Below are 18,013 nucleotides of genomic sequence, written 5' to 3'. Positions count from 1 at the left end.
CCCGTTCAGCCCCGGATGGCCCAGGGCCGGTCCCGGGCGGAGGTCCCGGATAGGTTGGTCCGTATGCGAGCAGTGGTTCAGCGCGTCGACGGCGCGAAGGTCGTGGTGGCCGGCGAGACGGTCGGCGAAATCGTCGGCGAAGGGCTGTGTGTGCTGGTGGGGGTCACCCACGGTGACACACCGGAGATGGCGGCGCAGTTGGCGCGCAAGCTCTGGTCGGTGCGGATCCTCGACGGCGAGAAGTCCTGCTCGGACGTGAATGCGCCCTTGCTGGTGATTTCGCAGTTCACTCTCTATGGGGATGCCCGCAAGGGCCGCCGCCCCACCTGGAACGCGGCGTCGCCCGGCGAGATCGCCGAGCCGCTCGTCGACGAGGTGGTGGCGCAGCTGCGGGCGCTGGGGGCGCACGTGGAGACGGGCCGGTTCGGAGCCAAGATGCGGGTGTCGCTCACGAATGACGGCCCGTTCACGGTGCTGATCGAGGTCTGAGGCCCGCAGCCGCACCCACAAGCCACAGCTACGGCCCTACGGCTACGGCTCCACGGCTACGGCTCGACGACCGTCTCCTGGGCCGCCGCCGTGTTCCCCGCCAGCAGCTCCGCGTCCACCGGCACGTTCCGCTTCACCAGCGCCAGCGCGATCGGCCCCAGCTCGTGGTGGCGGGCAGACGTCGTGATGAAGCCCAGCTGACGGCCCTCCTCCCCGTCCGCGGCGAGCCGCACGGGCGTCCCGTGGCCCGGCAGGAGCACCTCACTGCCGTCCAGGTGGAGGAAGACCAGCCGGCGCGGCGGCTTCCCCAGGTTGTGGACGCGCGCCACCGTCTCCTGACCGCGGTAGCAGCCCTTCTGGAGGTGCACGGCGGTGCCGATCAGCCCGATCTCGTGCGGGATCGTCCGGTGGTCGGTCTCGAAGCCGAGCCGCGGGCGGTGCGCCTCGACGCGGAGGGCCTCGTGGGCCAGCACCCCGATGGCGGGCCCGTTGGCCGCGGCGTACGACTCCAGGTCCCGGCGCGGCAGGAACAGGTCGCGGCCCTGCGGGGTCTCCCGTACGACGACACCGTCCGGGACCTCGGCGATCGAACCGGCCGGCAGATACACGACCGCGAACTCATCGGTCCGGTCGGCGACTTCCACCCGGTAGAAGAACTTCATCGACTCCAGGTACGCGATGAGCGCTTCCTGCGTACCGGGCTCGACGTGTGCCCACACCGTCTCGCCGTCGTCCACGAGATAGAGCGCGTGCTCGATGTGGCCGTGCGCGGAGAGGATCAGCGCCTCGGTGGCCTGCCCGGCCGGGAGGTCGCTGACGTGCTGGGTCAGCAGCAGATGCAGCCAGCTCAGCCGGTCGGGGCCGGAGACGGTGACGACACCGCGGTGGGAGAGGTCGACGAGACCGGTGCCGTCCGCGAGAGCGCGCTGCTCACGGAAGAGATCGCCGTAGTGCGCGGCGACACCTTCGTCGCGGCCCTCGGCCGGGACGGCGCCGGGGAGGGACAGCAGAGGGCTGATCGTTGAATGTCGCTGCATGGGCCAAGCCTACGACTGGTCAGAAGCGGCCTTCGTGGCGCACTTGCGGCAGCGGCCGAAGATCGCGAAGTGCTTCATGTCGGTCTCGAAGCCGAACGTCTCGCGGAGCTTGGCGGTGAAGTCGGCGGCGACCGCGACATCCGCCTCGATGACGTCCGTGCAGTCCCGGCAGACGAGGTGCAGATGGTGGTGACGGTCCGCGAGGTGGTACGTCGGCGCACCATGGCCCAGATGGGCGTGCGAGACGAGACCGAGCTCCTCCAGGAGCTCCAGGGTCCGGTACACCGTGGAGATGTTGATCCCGGACGCGGTCTTGCGCACCTCGACGAGGATGTCGTCCGGGGTCGCGTGCTCCAGGGTGTCGACGGCTTCGAGGACAAGCTGGCGCTGCGGGGTCAGCCGGTAGCCGCGCTGCCGCAGGTCGCTCTTCCAGTCGGTGCTCACCACGCGACCAGTGTAGGCGCGTGGTGAGTCCGGGCCCGGGCCGTCGGGCCTGCGTTCCTACTTGAAAAAGGCGATGCCGTCGTCCGGCAGGTCGCCCAGGTCCTTCGCCCACGCCTCGACGTCCTGCGGGGTGACGACCTTCTTCAGGTGCGCCGACATGTACGGCCGCAGCGGCACCTCGGGGGTGGCCTTCTCGCCGACCCACAGCAGGTCGCCCTTCACGTACCCGTAGAGCCGCTTGCCACCGCTGTACGGGCCCGAGCTCGCGGTACGCGCGACGGCGTCGGTCACCAGGTCGATCTGCGGCTTCTGGTCGGCGAGGTCGCCGTACCAGATCTCCACGACGCCCTGGTCGCGGACCATGACGACCTCGACCTTGCGGTCCTTGTCGATCCGCCAGTAGCCGGACTCGCTCTCCAGGGGCCTGACCTTCTTGCCCTCGGAGTCCAGCACCCACGTGTGCGAGACGTACTCGATGAAGTCCCGGCCGTCGTGGCTGAACGTCACCGACTGGCCGAAGTTGCACTTGTCGGCGCCGGGGAAGTCGGACACGCCCGCGCCCTCCCACGTACCGAGGAGGAACGCGAGCGGAACGAGGTCAGGGTTCAGGTCGGACGGGATCTCGATCATGATCAGCTCTGTCGGTCTGTGGAGTACGGGGGGATTAGCGCTGACCCTGGTACAGCTTCTTCACGGCCAGGCCGGTGAAGGCGAGCACGCCGACGCAGACGAGAACCAGCAGAACCTCGAAGAAAACGATCACGGGTGCTCCCTCGAACGAGCGGTGAAGGCAGAAGGGCCGGACCCCAGCTTAGTGGGCTGGCGTCCGGCCCTCTCCGCGAGGCCCTCTCAGCAGGCTCGGCGGTCTCAGCCCAGGAGCTGGTTCTGCAGGGCGACGGCCTGGTGGAAGGGAACGGCGGCGGCCTCGGCCTTCCTCGACTGGACGATCAGGGCGAGGGTGTCGCCCGCGACGACGTAGGCCTGACGGAGCTGGACCGCACCCGCCGGCGTCTCCCGGTAGACGTATGTCGACGTCGACGCGGCCAGCCCCGAGCCGCTCCAGTCGGGGTCGATCTCGAACCCGGCCGAGTTGGCCAGCGGCACTCCGGGCTCCGCGCCGATGCGGATCTCGTCGTCCTTGAACGAGTCCGCCGAGGCGGCCGAGTCGAACTGGAGCAGATAGACGCGGGACGCCGTGCCGTCCGGCATGGTCCAGCCGCGGGCGGCGATGTGCCGTACGGCGTAGTCCTTGAGCGCGAGCTCCAGATCCTCGTGCGACCCGTTGTCGTACTCGGAGACGAACTGCTTCGACGTCACCCAGCCGCCGGTCAGCTTCTTGTCCGCGGTCGCACCCGCAGGCGCGGGCAGCAGCAGCTGCCGCAGGTCGGCGTGGTGGACCTCCTCCCTGTTCCCCTCGGTGAAGGGGCGCAGGGTGTCCTTCGGTAGCGCGGGCAGCGACAGCTTCGGGTAGTCCCAGCGGCCGTCGCTCTTCGTGGCCAGCCCGGGCACGTCCGTGCGTTCCATGGACGTGATGCCCAGGGCGGTCCCGGCGCCGAGGCCGCCGCACACGAGCACCGCGACGGTCCAGCGGGCCACGGCGCGCAGGACCCGGCGGTCGCGTACGGGGACGGGGGCCGCGGGCGCAGCGGGCGCAGCGGGCAGGGGATCAGCGGCGACGGCGGCAACGGCGGGCGGAGCCTCCGGCATCGGGGGCACGGGTGCCGTTTCCGTGATGGGCTCGGTCATACGTACTCCCCCGGGGACGCGATGTGGTCGAGCTGCTTCTTCACCAGCTCGGCGACGGCGGACTTGTCGAACGGCTTCGTGCCGAATGCGGTGACGCTCACGAACAGCTCGGAGTCGTACGACGAGCAGGACATCGCCTCCAGGTCGGACTTGTCCTTGTCCTCCCCGTCCTCGTTCCCCTGGGGCATCAGGAAGCAGGCGGACTTCTTGTGGTCCTTGATCTTCGGGCCCTTGGGGAACTCGAGCGCCTCGGCCAGCTCCGTCCTGAGCTCGAACAGATCGTGGATCCGCTTCTTGTCCTTCATCTGCATGATCTGCACCTCGACGATGAGGTCGTTCGCGTCCGAGGCGAACGAGCGCATGGCGATGCCCTTGACGCCCATCCTGTCGATCCGCTTGTCGAAGTCGCGGCGCTTCTTGCCGGACAGACCCCGGCCTCCCTCCTTGAGGAGGGCGGCCGCCTTGTCGCCGATCTCGCCGTCGTTCCCGTACGACTCGACGTCCGGGCCGAGGCGGTAGCCGGGCGGCACGGGCAGCAGCTTCTTGCTGAGCGGCGTCGAGGCCCGGCCGCGCCCGGCGCTGCTCGCCGGGTCCTCTGCCGGGTCGTCGTCGGCCGGGCCCCAGATGGTGGTGGGGGCGGTGCGGTCGGCGCGATCGACGGCGAGGCCGGTGTAGGTGATTCCACCGGCGACGGCACCGAGGACGAGCACGGAGGGAAGCACGGTGGCGAGAAGGCGGCGGACGCGTGAGGGCTTGCGTCCGGGCTCGGCGACGGGCTCCGGTCCGGCGACGGGCGCGGCCTCGGGCTGGGCCTCCGGCGCCGGCGCGGGCCGGGCCCCGGCCTCCGCGAGGGGCTGGGGTTCCGGCTGCGTCACCGGTTCCACCACGGGCTCGGCGAGCTGCTCCTGGCGTGTCCGGTCCTCGTTCACAGGCGCTCCAGCTGTCGCTCGGCCAGGCTGCGGATGTCGTTCTTGCTGATGCGCTTGGTGTCGAAGATGTTGATGTCGACCATGATGTCGCCGCGCTGGAAGATGGCCCGGGCCCGGTAGAGCGGCAGGTAGCCCGCCTTCTCCTGGACCTTGTAGACGTAGTACCGGCCGTTCCCGCTGCCCTTCAGCGCGTCGCCCTCGTTGCCGGCGCCGTCCTCGTCCTCGGGCATGTAGCCGTGCTGGCCCTCCGCGTGCTCCCGGGCGCCCTCACCCGAGCGGAACTGGACGAGTCTGATGTTCGTGTTCTTGAACTCGCCCTGCTCCCAGGCGACCGCGGCGACCCTGCGGATGTCCGCCTCCACGAGAGTCTCGAACATGTAGTCCTCGCTCTCGAAGTCGAGGGCGTAGCCCGCCGTGTCCACCCAGCCGTCGTTCAGCCACCACCAGTCGGCCTTGCGGGCACCCGACGGCTTCGCGAGCAACAGCTTCCGCAGATCGCCGTCCGTCTTGACCTTGTGGTCCTCCGCGGCGGAAAGCGGCGCCGGGCGCTTGTCGTCCGGGAGCGGCTTCGCCGGGTACGCCAGATTCGGCTGGTTCAGCGCGGGCAGCGCTGTCGGCTCGCGGTCGGCCTGCACTCCGTAGCCGACGGCCGTGCCGCCGACGAGGCCGATGACGGCGGCGGCCGTGATGATCAGCGCGGTGCGGCCGCGGCGGCGGGCGGGCCGGTTCACGGTCTCAGTCCGCACTTCCGGCGCCGGCTGCGGCACGGGCTCCTGCGCCTGTGTGTCCTGCGTTTCCAAAGGGTCCCCCCACGAGACCTGAGGCACGAATTCCGTTATCCGCGCACACAGCTGACACGCAAGTGACGGGTGGGGTTGTGGCGCGGCACATTACAGTTCCGCATATGGCGAAGAAGCTCGTGATCAAGGTGACCGCCGGGGCCGACGCCCCCGAACGCTGCTCGCAGGCCTTCACGGTCGCGGCCGTCGCCGTGGCCAGCGGCGTGGAGGTCTCCCTCTGGCTGACCGGTGAGTCCTCGTGGTTCGCGCTGCCCGGACGTGCGGCGGAGTTCGAGCTGCCGCACGCAGCCCCGCTGCCGGACCTGCTCGAGTCGGTCCTGGCGGGCGGGCAGATCACGCTGTGCACCCAGTGCGCGGCGCGCCGCGAGATCACGGAGAAGGACGTCATCGAGGGCGTACGGATCGCGGGCGCTCAGGTCTTCGTGAGCGAGGCGACGACGGACGGCGTCCAAGCGCTCGTGTACTAGAGCCTGTCCGGTCGATCAGGCCGGATCAGTGCGTCAGGGCACGCGAGCCCGGCAAGATCGGCCGGACGCGACCAAGTCGCGGGTGGCAGGTCTCGGCGCTCGTCTACTGGTCTCAGCGCTCGTCGCGGCGCTCGTCGTCGGGGCGGCGCCGCTTGCCGTCCAGCTCTTCCCACCACGCGTCGGACTGCGGGTCCCCGGTCGGGTCGTCCCACCACCGGTCCTCGGGCCCGCGCCGGTTGGCCACCATCGCCGCGATCGGCGGGATGACCATGGCGACGAAGCACATGGCCACGGCAGCCGGGACCGACCAGAGCCGCACGAAAGCCCAGGCGGACACGAAGAGGACGAGGCATCCGCCCATCATCCAGAAGTAGACCTTGCGCCTACGGGCGAGCACACCTCAAGGGTAGATCCCATGGCGCCCGAGTGCCCTGGGCAGCGGCCGACCGGTTTCACCGGCGGCCCGTCCACCGGTCCACCGTTCGCATGCGAACGGCACGAAGGACCGCACCTCAGGCTAATGGCGTCCAACCCCCAGAGGTGCGGCCCTTCGGCCGGTTTCGAGTGCCGTCAGACGGCGATGGCCACCTCGGAGAGGCCACCGGTCTGGGCGACGACCGTACGGTCCGCCGTGGCGCCCGGGACGAGGGCCCGGACGGTCCAGGTGCCCTCGGCCGCGTAGAAGCGGAACTGTCCGGTCGCCGAGGTCGGGACCTCGGCGGTGAACTCGCCGGTCGAGTCCAGCAGCCGCACGTAACCGGTGACGGGCTCGCCGTCGCGGGTCACCTGGCCCTGGATGGTGGTCTCACCGGGCTTGATCGTCGAGGCGTCGGGGCCGCCGGCCTGCGCTCCACACATGCTTTTCTGTCCTTACGGTCGAGGGGTCCGGAGGTCCGGGGCTTACTTGTTCGCGCCGAGCTCGATCGGCACGCCGACGAGGGAGCCGTACTCGGTCCAGGAGCCGTCGTAGTTCTTGACGTTCTCGACGCCGAGCAGCTCGTGCAGGACGAACCACGTCAGCGCGGAGCGCTCGCCGATGCGGCAGTACGCGATCGTGTCCTTCGCCAGGTCGACCTGCTCGTCGGCGTAGAGCGCCTTGAGCTCGTCGTCCGACTTGAAGGTGCCGTCGTCGTTGGCGTTCTTCGACCACGGGATGTTGCGCGCGGTCGGGATGTGGCCGGGACGCTGCGACTGCTCCTGCGGCAGGTGGGCCGGGGCGAGCAGCTTGCCGCTGAACTCGTCGGGCGAACGGACGTCGACCAGGTTCTGGTTGCCGATCGCGGCGACGGCGTCGTCGCGGAAGGCGCGGATGGACGTGTCCTGGGCCTTGGCCTTGTAGTCGGTGGCCGGGCGCTGCGGGACGTCGACGCCGTCGACCAGGTCGCGGGAGTCGAGCTCCCACTTCTTGCGGCCGCCGTCGAGGAGCTTCACGTCCTGGTGCCCGTAGAGCTTGAAGTACCAGTAGGCGTAGGACGCGAACCAGTTGTTGTTGCCGCCGTAGAGGACGACCGTGTCGTCGTTGGCGATGCCCTTCGCCGACAGCAGCTTCTCGAAGCCGGCCTGGTCGACGAAGTCACGGCGGACCGGGTCCTGGAGGTCCTTCTTCCAGTCGATCCGGACGGCGTTCTTGATGTGGTTCTTGTCGTAGGCCGAGGTGTCCTCGTCGACCTCGACGACGACGACCTTCGGGTCGTCCAGGTGGGCCTCGACCCAGTCGGCGTCTACCAGGACGTCGCTGCGGCTCATGCTGTTCTCCTCCGGGGCAGTGTGCGGCGGGTGGTGCGCGGGCGATCGTGCGCGAGGGGTGGGTGCGGATACGCCGGATCGGCGGACGGCACACGCGGGGGCCCTGGCCGGGAAGGAGGCGCAAAGGGCCCAGGGATACGGAAGTCGAGCTTCCGCTCAGATGGGGCGACAGAGCATGGCGGCGACGCGGCACAGGTCTACTGCCCGCCGCTTCGTGAGATCCGCCTGTCGCTTCATGCGTCGATCGTAGGGACGAGTCGGCGGCCATGTCACCGGCGTGTCGCATCGTGAGACGCGATCGTCCGCATGCCGATACGGGGAGGGGCTCAGGGCCGCACCGGCCCGTTCCGGTCGGCCCGTGCGGCCGTCCGGTATCTACGGAGCGGACGCCACCGTCTCACGATCCGATCATCCGACCGCCGAGGCCGGTATTCCGGGTGGTATTCCGGGCGGTTCGGGCCGGTATTCCGGGCGGTACCCGGCCCGTGGCACGGCGACGCTCGATCCGGCGGCGGTCTCAGCCCGCCAGCGACACGTTCGTACCCACGCCCGAGAAGCGCAGTCCGATCGCGTCGGCGGCGACCTTGTCCAGCTTGATGGTGCTCGGCAGTCCGTCGATCTTCAGGTCGTAGTCGACGGTCTCGCGCAGCGTGCCGGACAGGCCCGGGACCGGCAGCTCCGGCAGGTCCGCGGCGCGCAGCCGGACCGTGTCGCCGCCGGATATCGAGACGGTGCTGTACGTCTCGATGGTGCGGCCCTCGAGCACCACCTTCGCGACGCGGGGGATGGTGACGCCCGCGCCCTCCAGCAGCTCGACGGCCGGGCCCGTGACCTTGACCTGGCCCTTGGCCGCCCGCTCCGCCCCGGCGTAGGAGACGGTCGCGCCCTTGGGCGCCGACTTGCCGAGGTCCTCGTACGAGATCCGGGCGGAGCCCGTGGCGCGATCCGCGACCGCGGAGGAGAACCCGTCGAGACGCACCCCGCTCAGCTCGGCCGCGACCTCGGTCACCTCGACCGAGTGGCCGCCCGCGCTGGCCTTCACCCCGCCCAGGCGCACCTCGACGTCGTCCAGCTCGGAGCTCGCGACCTGGGTCAGGAACGGGAAGCCGTTGATCGACACCTCGGGCTCGCCGGTCAGGCCCTGGCTGCTCCTGACCTTGGCCGCGACCTCGCTCTCGGCGAAGCTGACCGCGAGCCGGTCGGCGATGGCGAAGAGCCCGCCCAGGATCACGGCGGTGATGAGCAGTATTCGCAGTGCGCGCATGACCCGGTGTTTCCCCCACCCCTGTCCTGGCCGCCCGCGATCGGACCGGCCCGAATGATCGACGTCCGGCGGCACACGATTGGTTCCCGTGCGGTCCGGACCAGGGCTCGGTTCAGACCAGGGCGCGGCCCAGCAGATACACGACGGGCGCGGCGGCCGTGAGCGGCAGGGCGACACCCGCGGTCATGTGGACGAAGCGCGACGGGTAGTCGTAGCTCGCCACCCGCAGCCCGACGAGCGCGCACACCCCGGCCCCGAGGCCGAGCAGCGCCCCGGCCGAACCCACTCCGACGGCTCCCCCGGCCGCGATACCGGCACCCGCCGCGGCCAGCAGCGCCACGACGACCGAAGCGGCGCCCGGCAGCGGAAGCGCCCGGGCGACGGTGGCCGCGGCGACCGCGACACCGCCCACGACCAGGGCGTCCGGCTCGGGGGCGAGATATCCGGCCGCCATGATCGTCAGCGCCGCGGAGGCGACGGTGGCCATGAGGCCGTGCATCCGCTCGTCGGCGCCCGCACGGCTGCGCAACTGCAGCACCAGCGTCAGCAGAACCCAGACGCCGAGGGTGCCGACGATCGCGGCGGGCGCGTGCTCCCGGCCCGCGGCGAGCAGCACGACGTCCGCGGCGATGCCGCCCGCGAAGGCGAGGGCGATGCCCTGGCGGGCGGGCCACATGCCGTTCAGCCGGAACCAGCCGGCGGCCGTGACGGCCTGGAGCAGGACCAGCGGGAGGAGCAGGACGTACGGCGAGCCGGTGGCACCGGCTGCCGCGAGCAGCAGCCCGAGCACCGCGGTGAGCCCGGCGGGCTGGATGCCGGGCGGGATGATCGGCGAGCGCCCTTCGAGGCGGGCTCGCTGGGCATCGGTGATCCGGGCGTTGCCCACGGTGGTGGGGGGCCCGTACGCGGGCTCGTCGACGACCGGAGCCTCCGCCTCCGCGACCGCGGCCGGGGGCTCGTACGCGACGGGCGCCACCGGGACCTCGGGGGGCAGCGGATACGCCTGCGGGCCGAGCGGCGCGCTCTGCGGGTGCTGGTGCTGGTGCTGATACGGAGCTTGCTGCGCCGACCGCACGGGCTGAGCGGGCTGAGCGGGCTGCGTCGACTGCACGGGCTGCACCGTCGGCTGGTACTGGGTGTCCCAGGTCTGGCCCTCCCACGTCTGGGTGACGTGGGGGTCCTGCTGGTAGCTCTGCCCGTACGGATCGTGGTGCTCGTGGTCGTACGACCCGTGCGAGCCCTGCGAGGCGTACGGATACTGCTGATCGCTGCTCATGCTGTGCGGTTCACCCTCCTGCGAACGGCGGGAGCACCTCGACCGTGCCGCCCTCGGCAAGCCGTACGGTCTCATGTCCGCGCATCCCGACGGGGTCACCGTCGACGAGGAACGAACACCGCTGGAGTACCCGGACGAGCTCGCCCGGGTGCCTCTCGCGGGCGGCGTCCAGCGCCTCGGCCAGGTTCTCCGCGGCGTACGGCTCCTCGGCCACACCGGCGGCGGCCTTGGCCGCGGCCCAGTAGCGGATGGTCCCCGCTGCCATGCGGCACCCCTCTCTGCGGCTCGTGTCTTCGGCTCGTCGACTGTCCATGATGGGCTATGCGCGGACGAGCCAGTCCGCGAGGCGCCTCAGCAGCTCGTCGTCCGCCGCGTTCTCGGCGTGGCCCATGCCCGGTTCCAGCCAGAGCTCGCACGGCCCGGCGGCGGCCAGCATGCGCGGATGGTCCAGCGGGAAGTACGGATCGCGGTCGCCGTGGACGATCAGCAGCGGGGTCGGGGCGATCAGCGGGACCGACTCCACCGGGGACAGCGGGACCGGGTCCCAGTCCTCGTGGTGGATCCGGGTCCTGAAGCCGTACCGCCCGACGAGCCGGCCGAGGGGCCGGGTGACCACCCAGTGCAGCCGCCGCATCGGGGCCGTGCCGCGGTAGTACCAGCGGGCCGGAGCGCTCACCGCCGCCACCGCATCCGCGGAGGCGGCGGATGCGAGGGCGTCATGTGCTCCCGTGAGCCCCGCGTGCGCCCCCGGAGCCACCCCGTCCGCCGTCCCGTACAGCGCCGCATGCCGCAGGACGACCGATCCGCCCATCGAGAAGCCCACCGTCACCACCCGGCGATGGCCCAGGGACCGCGCCCAGGCGACCGCCGCCGCCAGGTCCAGCACCTCGCGGTCGCCGACCGTGGAGTGCCCGCCGGAACCGCCGTGGCCTCGGAAGGAGAAGGTGACGACCGCAGCGTGCTCCGTGAAGACGCCGGCGGCGCGCCGCACCGCCGGCCGGTCCACGGACCCGGTGAATCCGTGCGCGACGACGATCGCCGTGTCGCCAGCCCCGGCCGTGCACGGCTCGTAACGGGCCTCGATCCGAATGCCGTCCGAGGTACGCAAGGTTGCTTGTTTCGGTCCGTCAGTGATCGAGGAAACATCCACACTGTGAAACGGACCCTCCGACACCGCACTCATGTGGGCTATTCTGCTGGCAGAGGATCCGGGCGACGTAGCCCCCGGGTCCTTTTGTGTTTCCTGTCCGTTGTTACAGGCAGGTGAACGAAACGATCGCGGAACCCCAGGGCGCGGGGCCGCGGCCGGGGCAAGAAGCAGTGCCGCAAACGTCCTCGCAGGGACCGAGGAGGAACCGACGTTATGGGCGAGCGAACCGTGCACGACCGAGAGACGACGACCCGCACAGAGACGGCGTACCGGGCAGGTGGGGCGCGATGAGCTCTCTGCTGCTCCTCACGAACGCCCTCCAGCCGTCGACGGAGGTGCTTCCGGCCCTTGGCCTGCTGCTCCACAACGTGCGGGTCGCACCCGCCGAGGGTCCTGCCCTCGTCGACACCCCCGGCGCCGATGTGATCCTGGTCGACGGCCGGCGCGACCTTCCGCAGGTGCGCAGCCTCTGCCAGCTGCTCCGCTCCACCGGGCCCGGCTGCCCGCTGATCCTCGTCGTGACGGAGGGCGGTCTCGCGGCCGTCACCGCGGACTGGGGCATCGACGACGTCCTGCTGGACACCGCGGGACCCGCGGAGGTGGAGGCCCGCCTCCGGCTGGCCATGGGCCGCCAGCAGATCACCGCCGACGACTCCCCGATGGAGATCCGCAACGGCGATCTGTCGGTCGACGAGGCGACGTACAGCGCGAAGCTGAAGGGCCGGGTCCTGGACCTGACCTTCAAGGAGTTCGAGCTGCTGAAGTACCTGGCGCAGCACCCCGGCCGGGTCTTCACCCGGGCGCAGCTGCTGCAGGAGGTCTGGGGCTACGACTACTTCGGAGGCACGCGGACGGTCGACGTCCACGTACGGCGGCTGCGCGCGAAGCTCGGTCCCGAGCACGAGTCGCTGATCGGAACCGTACGGAACGTGGGCTACCGCTTCGTCACCCCGGAGAAGGCCGAACGCGCCGCCGAGGGAGCCAAGGCAAAGGCCCAGGCCGCGGTCGCCCGTCCGGAGGACGCGGCCTCCGGACGCACGGAGGAAGCTGCCGAGCACCACGAAGCGGCCGTACGCCCTGCCCAGAGGTAGGTCACCACGCGTAGACTTCCGCGCGTGGCCAAGGTGACGCGGGACGACGTGGCACGACTGGCGGGTACTTCCACCGCCGTCGTGAGCTACGTCATCAACAACGGACCCCGGCCGGTCGCCCCGGCCACGCGCGAGCGTGTCCTCGCTGCCATCAAGGAGCTGGGCTACCGGCCCGACCGGGTCGCGCAGGCGATGGCCTCGCGGCGCACGGACCTCATAGGCATGATCGTGCCGGACGCCCGGCAGCCGTTCTTCGCGGAGATGGCGCACGCGGTGGAACGGGCAGCGGCCGACCGCGGAAAGATGGTCCTCGTCGGCAACTCGGACTACCGGGACGAGCGCGAGGTCCACTATCTGCGGGCCTTCCTCGGCATGCGGGTCGCCGGGCTGATCCTGGTCAGCCAGGGCCCCAGCGAGCGCGCGGCGGCGGAGATCGAGGCGTGGGACGCGCGGGTCGTGCTGCTGCACGAGCGGCCCGAGGCGATAGACGACGTCGCGGTCGTGACCGACGACATCGGCGGCGCACAGCTCGCGACGCGGCACCTCCTGGAGCACGGGCATCCGTACGTGGCCTGTCTGGGCGGGGTGGAGTCGACCCCGGCGGTCGGCGACCCGGTGGCCGACCACGTCGAGGGCTGGCGGCGGGCGATGCTGGAGTCCGGGCGGTCGACGGAGGGCCGGCTGTTCCAGGCCCCGTACAACCGCTACGACGCGTATCTCGTCGGCCTGAAGATCCTCTCCGGCCCCGACCGGCCCCCGGCGATCTTCTGCGCGACGGACGACCAGGCGATCGGCGTGCTGCGCGCGGCGCGCGAGCTGCGGATCGACGTGCCGGGCGAGCTGGCGGTGGCGGGCTTCGACGACGTCAAGGAGGCGGCGCTGACCGACCCTCCGCTGACAACGATTGCCTCCGACCGCCCGGCGATGGCGCGTGCGGCGGTGGACCTGGTGCTGGACGACGGCCTGCGGGTGGTCGGATCCCGGCGCGAGCGCGTGAAGCAGTTCCCCTCGGCCCTGATCGTCCGCCGCTCCTGCGGCTGTGGCTGACGGGGCCCACAGCAACGGCACCCGGCACCCTGGGCCTCGGCCCAGGGTGAACGCCCACCGCGACAGCACCCGGCACCGTGGGTCATGCCGCCCTTCCCCGGAGCTTCGCCTGGGGGTACCCCCGTCTCGCTTCGCCGCCCTCCGGAACGACTGCCCACAACGGTAAGGGCGTGCGGGGGAATCCCACTCGCCCTTATATCGGGCATACACGGTTCTGTCGGGCTTCTCAGGCCGTCCTCAGGGCGTTCTCATGTACGCGCCCGAGAGTCGTGACCATGACGGACCACTACCGCAGCAGCGGCGACGAGGGCACGCACACGCAGCAGTACCCGTACGCGGGGTTCGGGGACGGGGCGTACCCGCCGCCGCCCGCGTTTGCGCCGGGTGCGACGGGTGGGCGGGCGGAGCGGCGCCGGGCCAAACGGTCCGTCGGGCTGATCGCGGCGGTCGCGATCGTCGCCGCGGCCGTCGGCGGCGGGGCCGCCACCCTGGTGGAGCGGTTCGCCGGGGAGAACGGCTCCGGCACGGTCACCGGCGTCAGCGGGACCACGGTCTCCCAGAGCAGCAAGGGCACCGTCGCCGGTGTCGCCCAGGCCGTGTCCCCCAGCATCGTGGAGATCAAGGCGTCCACCAGCGCCGGCGAGTCCACCGGCTCCGGCGTGATCATCACGGCGGACGGCGAGATCGTCACCAACAACCATGTGATCGCGGGCGCGGGCGCGGACACGGTCAAGGTCACGCTCAGCGACGGCACGTCGTACACCGCGGACGTCGTCGGCACCGACCCCGACAAGGACCTCGCCCTGATCAAGCTGCAGGGCGCGAAGGGTCTCAAGGCCGCCGCCCTCGGCGACTCGGGCGGTCTGAAGGTCGGCGACCAGGTCGTCGCCATCGGCTCCCCCGAGGGCCTCACCGGCACGGTGACCAGCGGAATCGTCTCCGCGCTCGACCGCGATGTGACCGTCGCCAAGGACGAGGGCCAGGACCGTCAGTCGCAGCAGGACCCGCGCCAGGGCTGGCCCTTCGAGTTCGGCGGGCAGCAGTTCAACGGGGACACCGGCGACGCCAAGACGACGTACAAGGCCATCCAGACCGACGCGTCGCTCAACCCCGGCAACTCCGGCGGCGCCCTGATCAACATGAACGGCGAGATCATCGGCATCAACTCGGCCATGTACTCGCCGAGCGCCGCGAGCGGCTCCACGGCCGGCAGCGTCGGCCTCGGCTTCGCCATCCCGGTCAACACGGTCAAGGCCGACCTGGACAGCCTGCGCTCGGGCGGCGACGACTGAGTGCGTGCGAGGCTGGCCCCATGACGACAACCTCCGGTGAAGGCGAGCGCATCCTCATCGTCGACGACGAACCCGCCGTCCGCGAGGCACTCCGGCGGAGCCTCGCGTTCGAGGGGTACGGCACCGAGGTCGCGGTCGACGGCGTGGACGCCCTCGCCAGGCTGGAGTCGTACGCACCCGATCTCGTCGTCCTCGACATCCAGATGCCGCGCATGGACGGGCTCACCGCGGCCCGCCGCATCCGCTCCTCCGGTTCGACGCTGCCGATCCTGATGCTCACCGCCCGCGACACCGTCGGCGACCGCGTCACCGGCCTCGACGCCGGAGCGGACGACTATCTGGTGAAGCCGTTCGAGCTGGACGAGCTGCTCGCCCGGATCCGGGCGCTGCTGCGCCGCAGCTCGTACGCGGCGGCGGGCGGCAACGGCCGGGAGGAGCCCGGTGACGTGCTGTCCTTCGCCGACCTGCGGATGGACCTGGCGACGCGCGAGGTCACCCGGGGCACCCGGCGCGTGGAGCTGACCCGTACCGAGTTCACCCTGCTCGAACTGTTCCTGGCGCACCCCCGGCAGGTGCTGACCCGGGAGCAGATCCTGAAATCCGTCTGGGGCTTCGACTTCGAGCCGAGCTCCAACTCCCTGGACGTGTACGTCATGTATCTGCGCCGCAAGACGGAGGCGGGGGGCGAGCCGCGCCTGGTGCACACCGTGCGCGGGGTCGGCTATGCGCTGCGGGAGGGGTCGCCGGAGTGATCCGCAGGTTCCAGGCGCTCCCCCTGCGCTCCAGGCTCGCACTGCTCACGGCGACCGCGGTCGCGGTCGCCGTGGCGGCGGTCGCCGTGACGTGCTGGCTGCTGGCCCGCACCCAGCTGCACAACGAGCTGGACACCTCGCTGCGGAACACCAGCGCCCCGCTCGGCACGGTGGCGGCGGCCTGGGACGCGTGTCGCACCGACGGCTCCGCTCCCCCGTCCGGCAGGACCTTCGCCTACGTCCAGATCGTCGACAGCGAGGGCAACCGCTGTGTGGCGGCGGACTCGCAGCCGGTGAAGGTGCAGCAGGACGATCTCGCCGTCGCGCGCGGCGTCGACTTCTACGCCCTGCACAGCAGCACCACGGACGACGGTGCCGAGGTACGCGTCCACACCTCACGGATGCCGGTGCCGGGCTTCAGGGGCGAGCTCACCGTGTCCGTCTCGCGGCCGCTGTACGAGATCGACGCCTCGCTGAACCGCCTCGCCCTGCTGCTGACCGCCCTCGCGGGCGTCGGTGTCGTCGCGGCCGGTGCCGCGGGACTGTGGGTCGCCCGCACCGGGCTGAAGCCCGTCGACCGTCTCACGGACGCGGTCGAGCACGTGGCCCGCACCGAGGACCTGACCGTACGCATCCCCGCCGAGGGCGACGACGAGATCGCCCGGCTGTCGCGCTCGTTCAACCAGATGACCGCCGCGCTCGCGTCCTCCCGCGACCGGCAGGCGCAGCTGATCGCCGACGCCGGTCACGAGCTGCGGACCCCGCTGACCTCGCTCCGTACGAACATCGAACTGCTCGCCCGCAGCGAGCAGACGGGCCGGGCGCTCCCGCCCGACGACCGGGTCGCGCTGCTGGCGTCCGTGAAGGCGCAGATGACCGAGCTCGCCGCGCTCATCGGCGATCTGCAGGAGCTGTCCCGGCCGGACAGCGCGACTCCCGGCCCCGTCCAGGTCGTCGCGCTGCACGACATCGCGCGGACGGCGCTGGAGCGGGCCCGGCTGCGCGGCCCCGAGCTCACGATCACCTCCGAGCTGCGGCCCTGGTACGTACGGGCCGAGCCGGCGGCGCTGGAGCGGGCGCTGGTGAACGTGCTGGACAACGCGGTGAAGTTCTCGCCGCCGGGCGGGACGGTCGAGGTGGTGCTGGACCGGGGCGTGCTGACCGTGCGCGATCACGGCCCCGGCGTAGCGCCCGAGGAACTCCCGCACGTCTTCGAGCGGTTCTGGCGCTCCCCGTCCGCCCGCGCGCTGCCCGGCTCCGGCCTGGGTCTGTCGATCGTGGCCAGGACCGTGCAGCAGGCGGGCGGCGAGGTGGAGCTGCGGCCGGCGGAGGGCGGCGGGACCGTCGCGGTGATCGGCCTTCCGGGGGCGCCGGCGCCTCCGCCGCCGTCAGTTGTGGCGGATGAGCGAGTCGACCAGGCCTGAGCGGGTGTTGGGGAAGTCCATCGGCACGATGCCGAGGCCCTTCCAGCCGCTCGCCGTGCCGTCCAGGAAACCGTGGACGCGAGGGTTGAGGTCGTCCGAGTTCCAGCGCGGCGGCAGATACGCGGACGTGCTGACGAAGTTGATGAAGAGCCTGCCCGGCTGCTCGACGGCCTTGCGGAAGTGGGTCTCGATCTTCGGGTACTTGTCCCACGGCGGGGCGTTCCAGTCGTCCTGGAGGTCGAAGACCGCCCCGTCCCACCATTTGACGCCGGGCAGCCCGCCGTTGTCGGCGATGAGGACGACCTTGCCGCGGGCCTGGCCGAGCGTGGGGAGCGCGTCGGCGATGTGGAAGAGGGGCCGCCAGCCCCGGTTGTCGAGGTAGTCGTCGAAGACGGCGCGGAACGTGGCGTCGCTGTCCGTCGAGTACTCCTGCTTGACGCGCATGAGGACGGTCTCGGAGGGGTGGGCGCTCAGGAAGTCGCGGCAGGCGATCAGCACGTCGCCGAACATCATGTTCTGGTAGGCGGCGCCGTGGTGGATGGCGAACGAGCCGCCGGTGACCCGGCAGCGTACGTCGAGGAAGCGGATCCCGGAGTCGAGCTGCTGCGCGATGGTGGTGTTCTGGCACTGGGCCCAGAGCCCGCCGAAGCGGGCTCCTGAGTCATGGGTGCCGGGGATGGTCAGGGTCCGCAGCGCTCTGCCGCCGTCGATGCCGCTCATCCAGTCCTGGGTGCCCAGGACGCGCTGCGGGGCAGCACCGGCCGGTGCTGCCCCGATGAGGGCGGTGGCGGACGCGAGAGCTGCGCCCGTGAGGAAACCACGTCTGGTCAGTGACATGTTCGCTGTCTCCTTCGTCGGCCTCCGCGATGTGGGGGGTCGCGGTCGGCACCCGGATGATGGCAGACATGGGCATGACACAGAATGATTTCCGCGGGAACAGCCGAGGGGCGGGGGGGCAAAAACCCCCCCCCCCCCCCCCCCCTTCCCCCCCCCCCCTCCCCCCCCCCCCCCCCCCCCCCCCCCCCCCCCCCACCCCCCCCACCCAAACCACACACCCCA

General features: G+C 71.2%; 21 protein-coding genes. 7 read left to right on the top strand and 14 right to left on the bottom strand.

The genetic code is table 11. The features are described from left to right. The first annotated feature begins 63 nt into the window (after positions 1 to 63). On the top strand, positions 64 to 489 hold the full coding sequence (dtd, locus tag ACFV9O_RS25375; RefSeq protein ID WP_385421464.1) for a D-aminoacyl-tRNA deacylase: 426 nt from the start codon (positions 64 to 66) through the stop codon (positions 487 to 489). A gap of 56 nt (positions 490 to 545) precedes the next feature. Here dtd and ACFV9O_RS25370 read toward each other — a convergent pair whose 3' ends face one another. From ACFV9O_RS25370 to ACFV9O_RS25345, 6 genes are all read right to left on the bottom strand, one after another. After that, positions 546 to 1,526 (bottom strand): YgfZ/GcvT domain-containing protein, encoded by a 981-nt coding sequence (locus tag ACFV9O_RS25370; RefSeq protein ID WP_385421462.1) that lies wholly within the window; start codon positions 1,524 to 1,526, stop codon positions 546 to 548. 9 nt (positions 1,527 to 1,535) lie between these two features. Next, a complete protein-coding gene (locus ACFV9O_RS25365) occupies positions 1,536 to 1,973 on the bottom strand; it encodes a Fur family transcriptional regulator (protein WP_385421460.1) in 438 nt (145 codons plus the stop codon). A gap of 54 nt (positions 1,974 to 2,027) precedes the next feature. Beyond that, the gene (locus ACFV9O_RS25360) at positions 2,028 to 2,600 is read right to left on the bottom strand and encodes an FABP family protein (RefSeq protein WP_385421458.1); all 573 of its coding nucleotides are present in this window, start codon (positions 2,598 to 2,600) and stop codon (positions 2,028 to 2,030) included. 237 nt (positions 2,601 to 2,837) lie between these two features. Continuing rightward, positions 2,838 to 3,716 (bottom strand): hypothetical protein, encoded by an 879-nt coding sequence (locus ACFV9O_RS25355; RefSeq protein ID WP_385421456.1) that lies wholly within the window; start codon positions 3,714 to 3,716, stop codon positions 2,838 to 2,840. Next, entirely contained in the window at positions 3,713 to 4,645 is a 933-nt protein-coding gene (locus ACFV9O_RS25350) for a hypothetical protein (protein WP_385421454.1), read from the bottom strand. The genes ACFV9O_RS25355 and ACFV9O_RS25350 overlap by 4 nt, the downstream gene beginning before the upstream one ends. Beyond that, a complete protein-coding gene (locus ACFV9O_RS25345) occupies positions 4,642 to 5,376 on the bottom strand; it encodes a hypothetical protein (protein WP_385421452.1) in 735 nt (244 codons plus the stop codon). The genes ACFV9O_RS25350 and ACFV9O_RS25345 overlap by 4 nt, the downstream gene beginning before the upstream one ends. A 173-nt stretch (positions 5,377 to 5,549) precedes the next feature. On the opposite strand from ACFV9O_RS25345, the gene ACFV9O_RS25340 reads away from it, so the two are divergent. Then, the gene (locus ACFV9O_RS25340; protein WP_385421450.1) at positions 5,550 to 5,912 is read left to right on the top strand and encodes a DsrE family protein; all 363 of its coding nucleotides are present in this window, start codon (positions 5,550 to 5,552) and stop codon (positions 5,910 to 5,912) included. Between the two features lie 112 nt (positions 5,913 to 6,024). Here the strand turns inward: ACFV9O_RS25340 and ACFV9O_RS25335 are convergent, their stop codons facing one another. The 7 genes from ACFV9O_RS25335 to ACFV9O_RS25305 form a co-directional block, all read right to left on the bottom strand. Then, positions 6,025 to 6,309 carry a DUF3099 domain-containing protein gene (locus tag ACFV9O_RS25335; RefSeq protein WP_385421448.1) on the bottom strand — a complete coding sequence of 95 codons (285 nt, stop codon included), beginning with the start codon at positions 6,307 to 6,309 and terminating at the stop codon, positions 6,025 to 6,027. 173 nt (positions 6,310 to 6,482) lie between these two features. Then, positions 6,483 to 6,770: a DUF1416 domain-containing protein gene (locus ACFV9O_RS25330; protein ID WP_385421446.1), complete on the bottom strand. Its 288-nt coding sequence runs from the start codon at positions 6,768 to 6,770 to the stop codon at positions 6,483 to 6,485. Positions 6,771 to 6,812: 42 nt separating this feature from the next. Then, positions 6,813 to 7,658, bottom strand: coding sequence for a sulfurtransferase (locus ACFV9O_RS25325; protein ID WP_385421444.1), 846 nt, complete (start codon positions 7,656 to 7,658; stop codon positions 6,813 to 6,815). Between the two features lie 517 nt (positions 7,659 to 8,175). After that, on the bottom strand, positions 8,176 to 8,922 hold the full coding sequence (locus ACFV9O_RS25320) for a DUF2993 domain-containing protein (RefSeq protein WP_385421442.1): 747 nt from the start codon (positions 8,920 to 8,922) through the stop codon (positions 8,176 to 8,178). A 112-nt stretch (positions 8,923 to 9,034) separates the two neighbouring features. Further along, on the bottom strand, positions 9,035 to 10,198 hold the full coding sequence (locus tag ACFV9O_RS25315; RefSeq protein WP_385421440.1) for a hypothetical protein: 1,164 nt from the start codon (positions 10,196 to 10,198) through the stop codon (positions 9,035 to 9,037). A 10-nt stretch (positions 10,199 to 10,208) separates the two neighbouring features. After that, positions 10,209 to 10,463, bottom strand: a complete 255-nt coding sequence (locus ACFV9O_RS25310) for a MoaD/ThiS family protein (protein ID WP_385421438.1) — start codon at positions 10,461 to 10,463, stop codon at positions 10,209 to 10,211. A gap of 54 nt (positions 10,464 to 10,517) precedes the next feature. Further along, complete coding sequence (locus ACFV9O_RS25305; RefSeq protein ID WP_385421436.1) at positions 10,518 to 11,381, bottom strand: alpha/beta hydrolase; 864 nt, start codon at positions 11,379 to 11,381, stop codon at positions 10,518 to 10,520. Between the two features lie 254 nt (positions 11,382 to 11,635). Here ACFV9O_RS25305 and ACFV9O_RS25300 point away from each other — a divergent pair, with 254 nt between their 5' ends. The 5 genes from ACFV9O_RS25300 to ACFV9O_RS25280 all read left to right on the top strand — a co-directional run bounded on the left by ACFV9O_RS25300 (position 11,636) and on the right by ACFV9O_RS25280 (position 16,954). Beyond that, positions 11,636 to 12,439, top strand: coding sequence for a response regulator transcription factor (locus tag ACFV9O_RS25300; RefSeq protein ID WP_385421434.1), 804 nt, complete (start codon positions 11,636 to 11,638; stop codon positions 12,437 to 12,439). 24 nt (positions 12,440 to 12,463) lie between these two features. After that, positions 12,464 to 13,486, top strand: coding sequence for a LacI family DNA-binding transcriptional regulator (locus ACFV9O_RS25295; RefSeq protein ID WP_385421433.1), 1,023 nt, complete (start codon positions 12,464 to 12,466; stop codon positions 13,484 to 13,486). 275 nt (positions 13,487 to 13,761) lie between these two features. After that, entirely contained in the window at positions 13,762 to 14,778 is a 1,017-nt protein-coding gene (locus ACFV9O_RS25290; protein ID WP_385421431.1) for a S1C family serine protease, read from the top strand. Between the two features lie 20 nt (positions 14,779 to 14,798). Beyond that, on the top strand, positions 14,799 to 15,530 hold the full coding sequence (locus ACFV9O_RS25285; RefSeq protein ID WP_385421429.1) for a response regulator transcription factor: 732 nt from the start codon (positions 14,799 to 14,801) through the stop codon (positions 15,528 to 15,530). Continuing rightward, positions 15,527 to 16,954, top strand: a complete 1,428-nt coding sequence (locus tag ACFV9O_RS25280) for an ATP-binding protein (RefSeq protein WP_385421427.1) — start codon at positions 15,527 to 15,529, stop codon at positions 16,952 to 16,954. The genes ACFV9O_RS25285 and ACFV9O_RS25280 overlap by 4 nt, the downstream gene beginning before the upstream one ends. Here ACFV9O_RS25280 and ACFV9O_RS25275 read toward each other — a convergent pair. Beyond that, positions 16,919 to 17,791, bottom strand: a complete 873-nt coding sequence (locus tag ACFV9O_RS25275) for a phosphatidylinositol-specific phospholipase C (RefSeq protein ID WP_385421425.1) — start codon at positions 17,789 to 17,791, stop codon at positions 16,919 to 16,921. The genes ACFV9O_RS25280 and ACFV9O_RS25275 overlap by 36 nt on opposite strands. Positions 17,792 to 18,013: the final 222 nt, after the last annotated feature.

It is taken from the genome of Streptomyces sp. NPDC059909, from assembly GCF_042730885.1.
Classification (GTDB): domain Bacteria; phylum Actinomycetota; class Actinomycetes; order Streptomycetales; family Streptomycetaceae; genus Streptomyces.
The sequence above is the reverse complement of the archived record's forward strand: the minus strand, read 5'-3'. Positions and strand labels throughout refer to the sequence as shown.

Coding starts and splice junctions, on each gene's coding strand:
- dtd (WP_385421464.1), top strand. CDS start 64: ATGCGAGCAGTGGTTCAGCGCGTCGACGGCGCGAAGGTCGTGGTGGCC.
- ACFV9O_RS25370 (WP_385421462.1), bottom strand. CDS start 1,526: ATGCAGCGACATTCAACGATCAGCCCTCTGCTGTCCCTCCCCGGCGCC.
- ACFV9O_RS25360 (WP_385421458.1), bottom strand. CDS start 2,600: ATGATCGAGATCCCGTCCGACCTGAACCCTGACCTCGTTCCGCTCGCG.
- ACFV9O_RS25355 (WP_385421456.1), bottom strand. CDS start 3,716: ATGACCGAGCCCATCACGGAAACGGCACCCGTGCCCCCGATGCCGGAG.
- ACFV9O_RS25340 (WP_385421450.1), top strand. CDS start 5,550: ATGGCGAAGAAGCTCGTGATCAAGGTGACCGCCGGGGCCGACGCCCCC.
- ACFV9O_RS25330 (WP_385421446.1), bottom strand. CDS start 6,770: ATGTGTGGAGCGCAGGCCGGCGGCCCCGACGCCTCGACGATCAAGCCC.
- ACFV9O_RS25325 (WP_385421444.1), bottom strand. CDS start 7,658: ATGAGCCGCAGCGACGTCCTGGTAGACGCCGACTGGGTCGAGGCCCAC.
- ACFV9O_RS25320 (WP_385421442.1), bottom strand. CDS start 8,922: ATGCGCGCACTGCGAATACTGCTCATCACCGCCGTGATCCTGGGCGGG.
- ACFV9O_RS25315 (WP_385421440.1), bottom strand. CDS start 10,198: ATGAGCAGCGATCAGCAGTATCCGTACGCCTCGCAGGGCTCGCACGGG.
- ACFV9O_RS25310 (WP_385421438.1), bottom strand. CDS start 10,463: ATGGCAGCGGGGACCATCCGCTACTGGGCCGCGGCCAAGGCCGCCGCC.
- ACFV9O_RS25305 (WP_385421436.1), bottom strand. CDS start 11,381: ATGAGTGCGGTGTCGGAGGGTCCGTTTCACAGTGTGGATGTTTCCTCG.
- ACFV9O_RS25300 (WP_385421434.1), top strand. CDS start 11,636: ATGAGCTCTCTGCTGCTCCTCACGAACGCCCTCCAGCCGTCGACGGAG.
- ACFV9O_RS25290 (WP_385421431.1), top strand. CDS start 13,762: ATGACGGACCACTACCGCAGCAGCGGCGACGAGGGCACGCACACGCAG.
- ACFV9O_RS25285 (WP_385421429.1), top strand. CDS start 14,799: ATGACGACAACCTCCGGTGAAGGCGAGCGCATCCTCATCGTCGACGAC.
- ACFV9O_RS25275 (WP_385421425.1), bottom strand. CDS start 17,791: ATGTCACTGACCAGACGTGGTTTCCTCACGGGCGCAGCTCTCGCGTCC.